This window comes from Dactylosporangium sp. CA-139066 (genome assembly GCF_050936175.1).
Taxonomy (GTDB): domain Bacteria; phylum Actinomycetota; class Actinomycetes; order Mycobacteriales; family Micromonosporaceae; genus Dactylosporangium.
This window is the reverse complement of record NZ_JBNJNH010000001.1, coordinates 7,794,560-7,809,985: the sequence shown is the minus strand read 5'-3', so window position 1 is coordinate 7,809,985 and position 15,426 is coordinate 7,794,560. Positions and strand designations below refer to the sequence as shown.

9 protein-coding genes are annotated in these 15,426 nt (G+C 71.1%); 6 read left to right on the top strand and 3 right to left on the bottom strand.

The features are described from left to right. The first annotated feature begins 152 nt into the window (after positions 1–152). On the top strand, positions 153–3,008 hold the full coding sequence (locus ACQEVU_RS35700) for a hypothetical protein (RefSeq protein ID WP_433331497.1): 2,856 nt from the start codon (positions 153–155) through the stop codon (positions 3,006–3,008). Positions 3,009–3,351: 343 nt separating this feature from the next. Beyond that, positions 3,352–4,758 (top strand): MFS transporter, encoded by a 1,407-nt coding sequence (locus ACQEVU_RS35695; protein WP_433331495.1) that lies wholly within the window; start codon positions 3,352–3,354, stop codon positions 4,756–4,758. 91 nt (positions 4,759–4,849) lie between these two features. On the opposite strand, the gene ACQEVU_RS35690 is transcribed toward ACQEVU_RS35695, so the two are convergent. Beyond that, positions 4,850–5,995, bottom strand: a complete 1,146-nt coding sequence (locus tag ACQEVU_RS35690; RefSeq protein ID WP_433331493.1) for a hypothetical protein — start codon at positions 5,993–5,995, stop codon at positions 4,850–4,852. 602 nt (positions 5,996–6,597) lie between these two features. Further along, on the bottom strand, positions 6,598–7,947 hold the full coding sequence (locus ACQEVU_RS35685; RefSeq protein WP_433331491.1) for a helix-turn-helix domain-containing protein: 1,350 nt from the start codon (positions 7,945–7,947) through the stop codon (positions 6,598–6,600). A 558-nt stretch (positions 7,948–8,505) separates the two neighbouring features. Here ACQEVU_RS35685 and ACQEVU_RS35680 point away from each other — a divergent pair. The 4 genes from ACQEVU_RS35680 (at position 8,506) to ACQEVU_RS35665 (ending at position 13,076) form a co-directional block, all read left to right on the top strand. Continuing rightward, positions 8,506–9,642 (top strand): hypothetical protein, encoded by a 1,137-nt coding sequence (locus ACQEVU_RS35680; RefSeq protein WP_433331489.1) that lies wholly within the window; start codon positions 8,506–8,508, stop codon positions 9,640–9,642. 157 nt (positions 9,643–9,799) lie between these two features. Next, positions 9,800–10,027 (top strand): hypothetical protein, encoded by a 228-nt coding sequence (locus ACQEVU_RS35675; protein ID WP_433331487.1) that lies wholly within the window; start codon positions 9,800–9,802, stop codon positions 10,025–10,027. Between the two features lie 121 nt (positions 10,028–10,148). Further along, entirely contained in the window at positions 10,149–11,540 is a 1,392-nt protein-coding gene (locus ACQEVU_RS35670) for an IS1380 family transposase (RefSeq protein WP_433331485.1), read from the top strand. 534 nt (positions 11,541–12,074) lie between these two features. After that, positions 12,075–13,076, top strand: coding sequence for a hypothetical protein (locus ACQEVU_RS35665; protein WP_433331483.1), 1,002 nt, complete (start codon positions 12,075–12,077; stop codon positions 13,074–13,076). On the opposite strand, the gene ACQEVU_RS35660 is transcribed toward ACQEVU_RS35665, so the two are convergent. Next, positions 13,013–13,894, bottom strand: a complete 882-nt coding sequence (locus ACQEVU_RS35660; RefSeq protein WP_433331481.1) for a hypothetical protein — start codon at positions 13,892–13,894, stop codon at positions 13,013–13,015. The two genes, ACQEVU_RS35665 and ACQEVU_RS35660, sit on opposite strands and share 64 nt — an antisense overlap. Positions 13,895–15,426 lie beyond the last annotated feature (1,532 nt).

Sequence of the window (15,426 nt, the reverse complement as noted above, 5' to 3'; positions counted from 1 at the left end):
GGTCACGGGGTACGGCCGCGGGTGCGAAGGAAGCCGAAGAGCGCTGCGGGTCGCTGGTCTGGGTGGCCTCGGCGGTGGCGTCGAAGGTGGTGGCGGTCTACGGTGGTCCGTCAGTGTTCGGTGCGACCGCCGAACAGCCGGGAGGCGCCTGAATGGCCGACAATGACCCTGCCGCCGGTCCGTCCGAGGTCCGCTTGGACGCGGTGCAGTCCCTCGACGCGTTCGCCCGGGCATGTGATCGGTTGCGCGCCGGCCGTTCCTACGCCGCGCTCGGGAAGGCGGCCCGGCCGCGGCCGCTGCCACCGGCGACGTTGAGCGATCTGCTCAACGCCAAATCCACGCCGACCCGGGACACGGTGATCACGTTCCTGCTCGCATGCGGCCTCGGCGAGGCGGCGCAGCGGCCATGGCTGGCCACGTGGGAGCGGGTCGCTACCGCCCACCAGCCGCGACCGGCAGGCGCGGTCCGGGTCCAGGAGGCCCGGCCGCGGCTGCTCGGCGTGCACACCGCGATCCAGATCCCCGGCACCACCGAGGAGCTGCCGCCGTACGTGCCACGAGACCTCGACGCCGACCTACGCGCCGCGCTCACCGCCGCCGCCGTGGAGGGCGGGTTCGTGCTGCTCGTCGGCGGTTCATCGGTCGGCAAGACCAGAGCCCTGTACGAGGCTGTCCGCGCCGGGCTGCGGGAATGGTGGCTGCTGCACCCGGCCGACGCCCCAGCGATCACCGCACACGCCGAGAACCCGACGCCACGGACCGTCGTGGTGTGGCTCGACGAGTTGCAGCGCTACCTCAACCACCCCACTGGCCTGCTCGCCGGCACTCTGCGGCAGCTCATCACCGCCGGCACAGTCATCGTCGCGACGATCTGGCCCGACGAGTACAACATCCGCACCGCCCGGCCCCCCGGCGGCCAACCCGACCCGTACGCCAACGACCGTGAGCTGCTCGGTTTCGCCCGGCTCATCGAGGTACCCGAGACATTCAGCCGGGCCGAACGCCGCCGCGGCGAAGCCCTCGCTGGCATCGACCAGCGCATCCGTATCGCGCTGGACACCACCGACGCCGGCTTCAGCCAAGTCCTCGCCGCCGGCCCGGCCCTCATCCATCGCTGGGAACAGGCCCCACCGACCGACTGCTACGGCAAGGCCGTCATCACCGCAGCGCTCGACGCCCACCGCGTCGGCGCCCACCAACCAGCCACCAGCGACTTCCTCAACGACGCCGCACCCGCATACCTGACCCCTGTCCAACAGGCCATCGCACCCCCTGATTGGCTCGACCGCGCCCTCGCCTATGCCACCACCGAAGTCCGCGGGGCTGCCGCCTGTCTTGCCCCGGTTCCCGCGGGCATGGGTCGCACTGCCGGTTACATCACCGCCGACTACCTCCGACAACACGCCCATCGCACCCGCCGCACCACCGTCCTACCCGAACCGGTGTGGCAAGCCCTCATCGCTCACCATCACCCTGACGACACCGCCCGCCTCTTCCAAAACGCCCGACGCCGCGGCCAACCAAACCACGCCGTCGCCCTCTATCTGCGCGCCGACGCCACACCCCGCGATCCGTCCCTGCACGCTCGCGTGGCCGATCTGCTGGCCGAGCAGGGCCGCGTCGACGAACTGCGCGACCTCACCGCCACCGGCAACTCGTATGCCGCCTTCCAGCTGGCCGACCTGCTGGCCGAGCAGGACCGTATCGACGAGGCGCTGCAGGTGCTGCGCGACCTCGCCGCCACCGGCCACCCGTATGCCGCCGACCGGCTGGCCGACCTGCTGGCCAGGCAGGACCGCGTCGACGAACTGCGCGACCTCACCGCCACCGGCAACCCGTATGCCGCCTACCAGCTGGCCGACCTGCTGGCCACGCAGGACCGCGTCGACGAACTGCGCGACCTCACCGCCACCGGCAACCAGAGCGCCGCCTACCATCTGGCGAACCGGCTGGCCGAACAGGGCCACATCGACGAGGCGCTGCAGGAACTGCGCGACCTCGCCGTCACCGGCAACCAGCACGCCGCTAACCGCCTCGCGGACCTGCTGGCCGAGCAGGACCGCGTCGACGAACTGCGAGACCTCACTGCCGCCGGCCACCCGTACGTCGCCGACCGGCTGGTCGACCTGCTGGCCGAGCAGGACCGCGTCGACGAACTGCGCGACCTCGCCGCTACCGGCAACCAGCGCGCCGCTCGCCGACTGGCCGGCCTGCTGGCCGAGCACGGCCGCGTCGACGAACTGCGCGACCTCACTGCCACCGGCAACCAGCACGCCGCCGAACGGCTGGCTGACCTGCTGGCCGAGCAGGACCGCGTCGACGAACTGCGCGACCTCGCCGCCACCGGTAACCCGTACGTCGCCGACCGGCTGGCTGACCTGCTGGCCGAGCAGGACCGCATCGACGAGGCGCTGCAGGTGCTGCGCGACCTCGCCGCCACCGGCGACCCGTACGGCGCCCACCGGCTGGTCAACCTGCTGGCCGAGCAGGGCCGCATCGACGAACTGCGCGACCTCGCCGCCACCGGCGACCTGTACGTCGCCGACCGGCTGGCTGACCTGCTGGCCGAGCAGGACCGCATCGACGAACTGCGCGACCTCGCCGCCACCGGCGACCCGTACGTCGCCGACCGGCTGGCTGACCTGCTGGCCAAGCAGGACCGCATCGACGAACTGCGCGACCTCGCCGCCACCGGCGACCCGTACGTCGCCAACCGGCTGGCCGACCTGCTGGCCAAGCAGGACCGCATCGACGAGGCGCTGCAGGTGCTGCGCGACCTCGCCGCCACCGGCAACCCGTATGCCACCCACTGGCTGGTCGACCTGCTGGCCGAGCAGGATCGCATTGACGAACTGCGCGACCTCGCCGCCACCGGCGACCCGTACGTCCCCGACCGGCTGGTCGGTCTGCTGGCCGAGCAGGGCCGCATCGACGAACTGCGGGATGAGGTGGCTGCTGGCACACCGTCCGCGGTGGAGGGCCTTCGCCGCCTTGAGCAAGCAGGCTGATCAGGACTGTGTCCGGTGCGATAATTCCCGATTTTACTGGTGGCACGCATGCATTCGAGCGTGCAGTATTCCGTGGCTGGCTCCCCTCGACTTGATGCGGTCGTGGCGGGCCAGGCGAGAGCCGGCCCGGGAGAGCAGCAAGCGATCGTTCGTAGCGGGGACCCCGCATGCGTCGTAGTCGAAGAGGGCGTCCGGCACGGTCGCCGAGGCGTAGGCCCGAAGGCGTCCTGTGCCCGCGTCCGTAGTCGTGGTCAGATGGGGCGGGAGTGCGGTCGGGGTCGGAGGCGGAAGGAGCTGCCGTGGTGAGTGGCGCTGGAGCTGGCCTGCGTGGTACGGGGAGCCGGTGACGAACAGGTGGGCGGGCCTGGCAGCGTTGCTGGCGGGGTTCTTCGTCATTTTGCTCGACACGACGATCGTGGCGGTCGCGAGCCCGCGCATCCAGGAAGACTTGCGGGCCAGTGTTTCAGCGCTGTTCTGGGTGACGGCCGGGTATCTGCTGGCATTCTCGGTGCCGTTGCTCGTCGCCGGGCGGCTGGGCGATCGCTACGACCCCAAGCGCGTGTTCCTGGCCGGGATGACGGGTTTCGCGGTGGCTTCGGCGCTGTGCGGTCTGGCGCCGTCGGTCGGCTGGCTGGTGCTGTTCCGCGTTGTCCAGGGGCTGGCGGCGGCCGCAATGGCGCCCCAGCCGCTCACGCTGATCCGCCGGCTGTTCGGCGCCGATGAGCGCGGACGTGCCCTCGGGGTGTGGGGTACGGTCGCATCAGCAGGGGCGCTGCTGGGTCCGCTGCTCGGGGGCTTGCTGACCGCGACCCTCGACTGGCGATGGGTCTTCCTGGTCAACGTCCCGCTGTGCTGTGCAGCGTTACTGATGGGGTTGCGCTGGATTCCCGGCAGCCGCGGGCACACCACGAGCCTCGACCTACCCGGGGCGTTGCTCAGCACTGCGGGTCTCGGTGCGCTCGTCTGGGCGCTGCTGGCATGGCGGGACGTTTCGGCGCCCATGATCGTTGCGGCTTGCGTGCTGGCTGCGCTGCTGCTGGCCGGGTTCGTCGTCCGAGAGCGGCGGATCGGGCCCGCAGCCCTGGCCCCACCGATGGTCTTCCGATCGGCCGGATTCCGCGCGGCCAGCGTCGCGGTGGCCTCGCTGGGGACGGTGGTCATCGCGATGGCACTGCCGACGATGCTGTACCTGCAGGGCGTGCGGGCCCTGGGACCGCTGGAGGCCGCGCTGGTGATGACCCCGGACGCTGTGATCGCGGCGCTGGCGTCGCCAGCAGCCGGTCGGTGGGTCGACCGCGCGGGACCACGCCGACCGGCGATCCTGGGCATGGCGCTGCTCGCCGCGAGCCTGCTGCTCATCGGGCTCGTTGTCCTGCTGGGCGTCGACCCGTGGTGGACAGTGCCCGGAGCGGCTGTGCTCGGGGTCGCGAATGCTGTGGCCTGGTCGCCGTTGTCAGTCGCCGCGATGGCCTCAGTGGACGCGGCCGCCGCGGGCGCGGCGTCCGGCATGTTCAACACGATCCGGCAAGTCGCGGCCGTCACCGGTGTCGCGGTGACCGGCGCGATCCTCGCCGACTGGCGGGCATCGCCGACCGTGTCATTCAGCGTCGTCTTCGCGCTCATGACCCTGATTGCGCTGGCGGGAGTCGCCGCTGCCATACGGTTGCCGGGGACGTCGTCAGAAGGCGAGAGCGACGACACCGAGACGGCGACATCGGTACGCCACGACGGATCACCCGACGCAGCGTAAATCCTGACGGCTGCGAAAGCCTGTCCCGAGCATTGCTGCTGGTGTCGGCCCCTGGTCCGAGGTCCGCGAGAAGCCAGCCGTCATGGGCAGGTCACGCGCGTCTCGCATTGGCGTCAGCCCGGGCGACGAGGTAGGGCGCCCAGTCACGTTGGGCGTGGCGGGCCCAGCGCAGTGCGGTTGTGATGCCGATGCCGACCAGGTCGGCCAGGACCGGGGTGGGCAAGTCCGCGGCGAGTTCGGCGAGGGCGGTTTTGCGGCCGGGTCGAATACCGATGCCGTGGCTGCGCAGCCGCTCGGCGAGGTGCTCTGGGGTGAGGTGGCTGCCCGGTCGTTGTCCTGGGAAGAGCCAGCCGTCGTTGACGCTGTTGACGCGTGCGGTTCGGGCGGTGTGGGTTGCGGTGCGGTCGGCGACGGCGACCAACAGCTGGGCGAGTCGGGGCGGGATGAGCAGTTCGTGCTCGGCCACGGTGAGGTGCGTCCCGGCCGGGCTGAGGGTGACCTGGTCGCGGCGCAGCCGGGCGAGGACGGTGATCCGGATGCCGAATAGCAGTAGCAGGCCGCCGGCGACACGGACATCGGTGGGCAGCGCGATGTCGTGGATACAGGTGCGCAGCTGCTGCCATTGCTGCTCGGCCGCGTGGCGGGATTTCGGGTCACCGACAGGTAGCGGGGGGACGTCGAGGTCGCCGGCGAGGCCGCGGCCGCAGGCCCAGATGATGAAGGGGTGAAGCGCGTACCGGGTGGTCGGCCCGTCCCGGAGCCATCGCTCGACGTGGCCTTGGTCGGCCGTGGCGAGGGTGGCCGAGACGGTGTCGAGCCAGGCCAGGAACCGCAGTGGCTGGACGACGCGTGACTTCAGGCCGTCGACGGCCCCGCGGGTCAGGGGCTGGCGACCGGATTGTCGCCGGGCCCGGCGCAGGATCACCCACTGCACGAACGGTCGGACGAGCGTGACGTGAGCGGCTGGCCGGTCACGCAGGATGGTCCTCGTCCAAGCGATGAGCCGCTCGAGCTCCTCGTCGCGGGGCGGCAGAACCCCGGCTGCGACGAGCAGGCCGCGCAGGTGCTGTGTGTTGCCCTCAAGTTGGTCGATCGCCTCGTGGGTGAGCCGGTTCGGTGAGGTCGCCAGCGCGTGCAGCGCCGCGGCGGTTGCCGGTTTGCCGAGCCAGGTCAATCCGCTGGCCGGGTTGCGGCCGGCCGCGATCGCGTCGGCAAGTGGCTGTAGTTCGGTGGGCACGTCGCCGTCGGGGCCGGTGAGCGCGGAAGTGGCTCGGGCTTGGAGTGCGCACCGGGCGCAGAGGCCGTCGGCGTAGGTGGGCTCGCCGGTGTCGCAGCGCGGGCAGGCGTAGTCCGAGCCGCCGCCACATGGACCGCACAGCCCCTCGCCTCCGACGCCGACCGCGACCAGAATTCGGACCTGCCCGCACCGCGCGCACGCGCCCGGATGGTCCCGGCGGGAGCGGTAGCAGGCCCGGCAGACGGGGCCGAGTGGCCAGAATGCCTGCGCGGGACAGTCCGCACCGCACAGCGCGCACACAGTGGTGGGCCGGGGCAAGCACGCTTGGCAGGTCGGCCTGCCTCCGCGGTGGCTCGGGCACGCTCGCCGTCGTCCGCAGGTGCCGCATGTGTCGATCGGGCCTTGATAACAGCCGTTGCACAGGTCCGGCTGCCCGTCCCGGGCCCGTCGCGCGATCACCCCGACCCGGCTGCAGCGCCCGCAGCGCCGCTGCGGCGGCCGGTAGCAGCGGCGGCAGACCCGCTGCCGGGCCGGGTCGAGCCGGGTCAGCGGGAGGTCCGCGCGGCCGCAGCCCGGGCAGGTCGGCTCGCACCGGTCGGTGCTCATGCGCCCCTCGGCCGGCGGATCTGGGTGCGCTGCACCGGCGGCGGTGCCCCGGCCCCGGCCGCGGGCTTCTCCACGGTCGCGTTGGTGACCTCGATGGCGATGAGGTCGTTCGGGGTGCAGCCGAGGATGTCGCACAGCGCGGCGAGGGTGTCCATCGACAACCGCTGCGGCGGCTGGGTGACGAGGCGGTAGACCTGCTCCCGGGACAGGTCGACGCCCCGCTCGGCCAGCAGCGGCACCAGATCCGAGGTGTTGAACATGTCGCGGGTGGCCATGAGCTGGCGCAGGTTCCAGCGCACGCCCATCTTCTTGATCACTGCTCGGCCTCCCAGAGGTCGCCGTGGCGCTGCGCGAGCGATCGCGTCAGCAGTTGGTTGCGGTAGGCGTCGGACACGCCCTCTGGCGTAGATCGCGGTGGTCGAGGCGTAGGCGTGGCCGACCTGGTCGGACACGAACCGCTCCGGATAGTCGAACTCAACCAGGTGCGTCACATAGGAGTGCCGCAGGCAGTGCAAGTCGAGCTCGCCCGGCAGCCATGCGGCATCCCGAGCTGTGCAGAACGCGTCGTTCGCTGCGCGTTCGGTCAGCCGGCCGCGGCGCTCGGTGACGAAGAGCGCTGGATGCGCTCCTGGCCCGAATCGCGGCCGTACCCCGGAGACCCACTGCTCGAGGACGGGCACTACCCAGTCCATCTCCGGCACCGTCAGCACGGTGCGCCGTTTTGGCGGACCACCATTGCTGGACTTGCCGTGCCGCACGAACAGGCCGCCGTATCGCCCGAACGCCGGGACCTTCGGATTGTGCCGCAGATCGGCCAGGTCCAGACCGGTCGACTCCGCGCGTCGCAGGCCGAATGCGTAAATCGTCTTGAGCAGCACCGCGTCGCGCTGCGCCGCGAGTGCGCCCTTGCGGCCCCGCGCCCGGATGTCCTCGGCGAGACCATCGGCAGCGTCGAAAAGCGCCTGGACCTCGTCGTAGGTCAGCGGCCTTCGATGCGCTCGACCTTCGAACGTGCTCGCGTGGACGATGCTGTTGTCTTCATGCAGGACCTGCGTCGGCGCCTCACCGAAGCGGTCCAGACACACCTGCGGCCAGCCGTACCGGGCATCGGTCACGTAGGCCATGAACAGCCGCAGCACGGTCTGGTAGCCGCGCGCCGTGGACACCACGATCGGCCGTTCACCGCCGCGCAGCGAGTCGAAGAAGGCATCGACCTCGGCCGGGGTCCACTGCCACGGGTACTGGTTGGAGAACTCCGCCAACCGTCGGACCAGCCCCAACCGCGGTCCGATCGTGCCGTCCTTCAAGAACCGGGTGCGTTGCTGCGCCGCCCAGCCCTCCAGCATCGCGTCAAACGCCGCGCGCTGCGGCTCGAGATACCGCACGCCGTCGACCAGGACCAGGCCGGCGGAGCCAGGCACCATCCCGCCGTTGCTCACGCCAATAACGCTAAGGAGTCTGTTGCATCAGACGCAACATTGTTGCATCGAGATTCAGCCGCACGTGGGACTGCCCACCCACTCAGGGTGGACCTAGGATTAGACCAGCTCTGAGGCTTGGCGATCGGGGTTTACCTGTTGCATCTGATGCAATAATTCCTGTTTTCGCCAGTAGGTGGGCGAGTTCGGGCACAGCTGGCAGGCCAGGATCAGTGGCTGTCCCTTGCGGCTCGGGTCGCGCTGCCCGGCGTACCGCTCGCCGCAGCAGGTCCCCGTCTGCACGGTCTCTCGCCTTACGTCCCCGGCACAATCCCCCCACGTGCTGCATCGCACCCGCTCGCGGACGCGACCGTACACCAGTTCGGACCCGGGCTGAGGGAGATGGGCCTCTCGGTCACGCGACGCGAGCACCGCCGGGCCCCGGCCCAGCGGGCCGGCCGGGCGCGCGCGGTTACGGTGAGCCGCATGTCCAACCAGGGGAGACCGTCGCCGGCCGCCGAGACGGCGGACCACCACATCACACGCGTCACCCGCCGGCGCCTGCTCGAAGGCCTGACCTGGCGCAACACGTCGTGGCACGGGGTGCTCGAGGAGCCGGACTTCCTGGCTCGCATCTATGACCTCAACACCTTGGAGAGCACGGACCGGCGCCACCCCACGGCGTACGGAGACATCTTTCAGCACCGGGTCATGAACGACGACTGGGACTACTACTGGATCTTCACCGACGAGCGTTTCGGCCTGGCCGGCAGCGACCGGCTGCTGCTGCGCTTCCTCGCCGAGACGCTGCACCCCGACGTGCGGCACGACCTAGCCGAGGTGCACGAGCTGCTCGCGTTCTTCAACGAACATCTGGCCGCAGACGGCTACGAGCTCGTCCAGGTCGACGCGATCAGCGGTGCCCCGATCTTCGGCTGGCAGCGCATCGGGCAGGGCGTGCGCGGCACGATGAAGAACCTGATCTTCGCCGCAGTCGGGTCCAAACCCGAGATCGTGCTCGCCGACGCGGTGAACAACGACCTGCGCATCGTGCGCCACGAGGAGAACTGCCTCGTCTACGACCGGCCACTCAGCACGGACGGGCTGACCTGGCGCGACCTCACCAGCTGGTGGGCAGCCCGGGAAGGGATCACCGACGCGCCGACGGTCCAGACCGAGCTCGGCCTCTACCGGCGGCTGCAGCAGTCCCTCGACGGCAACGGCGCCGAGCTGCGGGTGCTCAGCACGTACGCCAAGCGCTACGCCCGGCTCGGCCCCGGCATTCCGGCCCTGATCCCGCAGGTGTACCTGCACTACGACCCGTACACCCGAAGTCGTCACCCAGCGCCGGCGCGCGTGCTGCAGCGCCAGCGGATGGACTTCCTCCTGCTGCTGCCCCACCGCGTCCGCGTGGTGATTGAGTGCGACGGCAAGCAGCACTACGCCGACGAGAGCGGCCGCGCGAACTCCTCCCGGTACGCCGCCGTGATGGCCGAGGATCGCGAGCTGCGGCTCAACGGCTACGAGGTCTACCGCTTCGGCGGCGCCGAACTGATCGAGGACCCCGGCACGACCCGGCGGCTCAGCGCCTTCTTCGACCGGCTCGCCACCCGGTACACGTGAGGAAACGGCCCAGCATCACTACCCGCCAGCGGGCGCTTCCGGGCTCACGCTCACCGACATCCGCGCCGAATACGCCGGCCCGATCCTCGACGACGCAACCCGGGATCCGCAGCTGGACGCGCTGACCGAGACCATCCAGGCAAGGCTGCTGGCGGCCGTGCTGCGGATCGAGGCCGACATGGGCCCCGATGGCCCTGTTCCCCCGCTGATCAGCCGGTACGTGGTGCTGACCGGGATCGCCAACGGCGTGCTCGCCAACGCCACCGAGCCCGGCGCGGACATCGGCCCCAGCCCGTACCGCGGATACTCCCCGCCGATGCTCACCCTGGCAGCCGCATGCCGGCTGGGCAGCAGCGCCGAACTGAAGCCGCGCCGGACCCGCTAAGCCTCGATCCACCGACCGACGGTGAAGCTGTGCGATAAGAGGGTATGGGAAATGCCCTCTGACCTGGAAGGATGGGAGTTCTCTACGCTTCCATCACCCCGGTCGAGAGGGCATCTCGTAGGTGCGATTGTTGCATGCTCGCCGCGCGGTCGACGCGGTGTTCGACGAGGCGAATCTGGTGTCGTGTGCCGGCCTGGTCCCGGTGATGGGCCTGGCCGAGCAGGTCGATCTGGCCGGGTTGGTCACATCCCGGGTGCGGCCGGACCTGTCCACGGGGTCGAACCCGGGCGCCAAGGCCGCCGCGGTCGTGGCCGGGATGGCCGCCGGCGCGGACAGCATCGACGACCTGGACGTGTTGCGGCATGGCGGGATGGCCACGCTGTTCGCCGGGGTGTACGCGCCCTCGACGCTGGGGTCGTTCCTGCGGTTCTTCACCTGGGGCCACGCCCTGCAACTGGAGGCCGCGGCCCGGGACCTGCTGGCCGCCCTCGCCGCGGCCACGCCGTTGCTGCCCGGCGCGGGCAGGCAGGCGTACGTCGACGTGGACTCGTTGCTGCGGCGGGTCTACGGCCACGCCAAGCAGGGCGCCGGGTTCGGCCACGCCAAGGTCGGCGGCTACAACGTGCGGCTGCGCGGCCTGTCCCCGCTGGTGGCCACGATCAGCACCGCCACGGCGGCGCCGGTCATCGCGGCGACCCGGCTACGTGGCGGCAACGCCGGCTCCGCCCGCGGCGCGGCGTCCCTCGTCACGCAGGCCGTCCGCACCGCGCGGGCGTGCGGCGCCACCGGCCGGATCCTGGTCCGCGCCGACTCGGCGTTCGGCTCCGGCCCCGTGGCCACCGCCTGCCGCAACGCCGGGGCGAACTTCTCCCTCACCCTGCAGTCCAACCCCAAACTCCGCGCCGCGATCGCCAGCATCGACGAGACCGCGTGGACACCGGTGCGCTACCCCGGCGCGGTGTTCGACGAGGACACCAGAGGCTGGATCTCCGAGGCCGAGGTCGCCGAAACGGTCTATACCGCGTTCGAGTCCACCCGCCACAAGATCACCGCCCGGCTTGTCGTGCGCCGGGTCAAGGAACGCAACCCCGCCCCGCCGGGCCAGGAGGAACTGTTCCCGCTCTGGCGCTACCACGCCTTCCTCACTGACACCGGCGAATCCACAGTGGACGCCGACCTGACCCACCGCGGCCACGCTGTCGTCGAACAGGTCTTCGCCGACCTCATCGACGGACCCCTCGCCCACCTGCCCTCCGGCCGGTTCGCCGCCAACGCCGCCTGGCTCACCCTGACCGCGATGACCCGCAACCTGCTCCGCGCCACCGGCTGCCTGACCAGCCCCCGCTACGCCACCGCCCGGACCGCCACCATCCGCCGACAGCTGGTCACCATCCCAGCACGACTGGCCCGCTGCGCCCGACGCCTCACCCTGCACCTGCCCACCCACTGGCCCTGGCAGCTGCCGTGGCAAACCGTCTTCAACCGAGTCCACGCACCACCCGCCACCACCTGACCCGGACCAGCCGCCCACCCCGGGCCCGACCACCACCACGGAGCACGCCGGAGCGCCCGGCGGGTCCGCCGCACGCCGCCCACACTATCATCTATATCCATCGATGCAGCGATGGACCGCAATCAGAACTCAAGGTCGATCGGCGGATCCAGGCTAAGCGCTCTCCCCATCTCCCGCACCCCCGCTGACATCGTGGTGGCCGATTCGCTGACAACGCCATGACCGTCAGGCGCTGACATATCCGTGGCGCATCGCATCAAGCCGACCATCACGTGCGCTGGTCCTGGTGGCGCCGCCGGCATCAAGCCCGCGCTCAGCTCCGACAGCGCGACGATCACCGTCGGACGGACGGCACCTCACCTCCGCCAGCTTCGACGGGACGGCGCTCCGCACTGGCCGGCGCCGTCGCGTACGCGGCGGTCCGCTAGCCTGCAACAGATCGCGGCATAACCCGGTGGCTCGGCCGCCACGGCCCGCAGCGCGGCCAGGATCTCGGCGTCGGCCAGCTGATGACCTGTGGCTGATCGCGCATGAGTGGTGCTGCTGGTGGTGCTCCCTGCTGCTACGGGTGCGGAGCACTTCTGCGCGTCGCGGCTGTACCTGTCCGGGGTGGACCTCATCGCCCGGCACGTGCGGACCTGGGCGCTCGGCCTGATCGATGGCGGCCCGCGCCGCGTGCCCCGCCGCCAAACCACGTTGCGGGCACAGCTCAGCGCCCTGCAGCCGGTACTGCTGGACTGGTCGACGCGCTACGAGCACCTGCGCGAAATCACCCGGGACGTGGTGCTCGAGCAGATCCGGACGCTGCACGGCCAGCAGCGCCAGAGCACATTGCAGGCCATGCGATCGCTGTTCCGCTGGGCCAAAACCAACGGCATCGTGTTCCGCGACCCGACCAGCCGCATCAAACTCGCCAAGGTTGTGGGGCCAATTCCGCAACCGCTCACACCGGAGCAGATCAAACCCACCCTGCAGGCGGCCCACGCCCCGCACGCGCGACTCGCGATCGCGCTGGCCGCGGTCCACGCCGCCCGGCACGCCGATATCCGGGCCATGCAACTGTCCGATGTGGACCTCGGTAACCGAAGGCTGAGCATTGCCGGACGCATCCGCCCCTTGGACGAGCTGACCTATGCCGCACTGACCGGCTGGCTCAACTACCGCAGCCGACGCTGGCCCAACACCGCCAACCCGCACCTGCTCATCAGCAAGGAGAGCGCCCTGCGGCTCGGCCCGGTCACCCATCCCTGGATCAACCGGATCCTGCGTGGCCTGCCAGCAACTCTCGAGCGTCTCCGCGTCGACCGGCAGCTCGACGAAGCCATCACCAGCGGCGGTGACCCACTGCACCTGGCAGCCGTCTTCGGCATCGCCGACACCACCGCGATCCGCTACGCCAACGCCGCACGTCAACTCCTGACCACCGGCGTCGAACAACCGCTGGTGAATCGCGACGAACGGGCAGCGCCGGTTCACGACGAACCCCCGGATCCGCGATACCGCGGAGGCCGCGACGAACCCTTGGGTTCCGCCTGAGAGTCCTTCAGTTTTCTTGAACTCGCGGAATTTCCAAGTATCACGAATACGAACAGGTCCAGGTGGACCTTGAGGTGGGCGGCGGCACGCAGCATCCCCGGGTCGGCCGGCCGGGCTCGCCAGGTGATGTGCTGACCGACGATCGGTGCGGTGATCGCGACGATGTGCTGCAGCCAGCCCAGGCCGGCTTGCTGCGCTGCTGGGATCAGCGCGGTGCTGTGCTGGACGAAGGTCTGCTGCGGCGGCAGCCCGGCCAGGGCGACGATGGTGCAGCCGCCCGGGCCCATGAGCCGCCGGCAGGCACCGAACACGGCGATCAGGTCCTCACTGTGCATCCCGTTCGGCCGGTCGGCCGGGGGCCAGGGCAGCACGATCAACGCGACGGTGCCGGCGGCGTGGTCGAGGTCGGCGAGCTGGTCCGGGTGCGGCACGCTGCGATAGATGCGTCCGCCGGCGCCGGCCGCGCCTGCCAGGGCGGGGTCGTCGCCGATCGACACGATCGTGTCGCCGGGGCGGGTGTGGACGCCGACGAGCAGCGCGGCCAGTCGCGGGCTCAGCGCGTCGGCGCGGTGGTGGCCCCAGCCGGCGTCGACGTCGGCGACGCGCCACACCGCGATCGGCACCGGCGGGTCACCGGGGACCACGTCGATGTCTCCGCTGGCGATCAGTTCGGACAACGCCAGCGGGTCATCCGCACCGTCGAGGTCGTGTGAGTCGGCGTTGTGCGGGTCGAGGTTGGGCGGCGTGGCGGGGTGGTGCGGGGTGTCCGGGCCGGGATGGTCGGGGTCGTGGTCGGAGTGGTCATGGAAGTCAGTCATGGGCGGGTGCGGTTCCCGCGCCGGGCGGCTCGTGTTCACGCCCACCCATGGCCCAACTGGACCGCTGCCCGCAGCCATCGGTCGGCAGGTCCGCCCAACCGGCACCCAACTGGCGCTCGGCGCTCCCGACTGCGTTGAGTCGCCGTACCCAACTCGGTTGGGTGGGCCCGGCGACCGGACCCAACCGGGTTGGGTGGTAGCCGGCCGGACGGCTGATGGGGTACCCAACGTGGCGGTGCCTCGAGTGGCGGCGGTACCGCGGCGGGCACAAGGGGAGCGGTGCGGGGCGGACCATGCCGGTCGGCGCCCGGTGGCGCCGATCTGCGATGGCAGCGTCCGGACCGGTATCGGCCACGCGCCCGGTCGCGGTAGCGCCCGGTACCGGTGCGGGCGATCACCGCCGGGTACTCGTGCCCGGTACCGGCGGTGATCGGTGATCGGGCAGGCCGCCCGCACCGGTACCGGGGCGTCGGCCGTTCGCGTCAGCCGGTGCCGAACCGGTTGGGCATCGAACGGCTGCCGGATGGAGGCCAGACCAGCACGACGTAGGTCACGGGTAGTAATCGGACGCTGGTACGGCACCTGCCGCTGGACTGGTGGGCTGCCGCCTGACCCAGCGCGGCGAGCGGGTCGGTCACGGCGCTGTCATGCGACCCGTTTCTGGCATGGGACAGGGCGGGCGTTGCGCCGTGGCGCTCACACGTCGGCCATCGATATCGACGTACTACACGGTGCCGGTCACTGCTCTTCGCGGCCCTGCGACCGTTGCGGTGCGTGTCGGACCGAGTGTGTGGGGTCTGCGGCGCTGACGGCCGGTATTGGTTTGCGCCGGCCGGGTCGATGAGCGCGGCGGGCCGGGGTGCCGGTGTCACCGGTACCCGGTGGCACCCGCCCGTCCAGCACCGGGTCACCGAGCGTCGGGACGCCCGTTACCGGTACCGATCGGCCCGCGTACCGGCGGCCCGGTAGCGGTCGTCGGTACCGGCTGGGCATCGCCCGCCCCGCGGGCGGGCGCCGCCGGTACTGCTCGGTGACGCCAACCCGCTGCGCCGACACCGACCCGGGATGATCGGTGACCGGTACCGGCCGCTCGCGGTGTACCGCAGTGACTGGTGGCCGCGCCGTCACGCCGGGATGCTGTGCCGCCTGGCCTGTCCAATGCATGGGCCCCGACGCGCACCTGAGCGTCGCCCAGGAGCTGGCAGCAGCCGTGACGAGGACTGCGTCGGTGCCGATGCCCGCTGGCCGTCGCTGGGCGCATCGCGACCGGTGTCGGCACCGTCCGCCGCGCCCGGTTGACCCAGTTGGGTCGGGGCTGCCCAACGGACCCAACATGCCCCCGCGGAGCTGCGCGGACGTCCATCGCCGGGAGCGGGCGTCGATGCTGGTCCGAGTGCCTGCCGGGCGGTGGTGATCGGCTTGGAAGACCGGGCGTTGAGCTGGCCCAACCGCCCAACGGGCGGCCGGGCGGGCTGGCCGCCGTCGTGATCCGGGTGGGTGTTGCCGGTTGGCCAACGCGTTGGGTGGGCGTG

Coding starts and splice junctions, on each gene's coding strand:
- ACQEVU_RS35685 (WP_433331491.1), bottom strand. CDS start 7,947: ATGCTGGAGGGCTGGGCGGCGCAGCAACGCACCCGGTTCTTGAAGGAC.
- ACQEVU_RS35680 (WP_433331489.1), top strand. CDS start 8,506: ATGTCCAACCAGGGGAGACCGTCGCCGGCCGCCGAGACGGCGGACCAC.
- ACQEVU_RS35660 (WP_433331481.1), bottom strand. CDS start 13,894: ATGACTGACTTCCATGACCACTCCGACCACGACCCCGACCATCCCGGC.
- ACQEVU_RS35700 (WP_433331497.1), top strand. CDS start 153: ATGGCCGACAATGACCCTGCCGCCGGTCCGTCCGAGGTCCGCTTGGAC.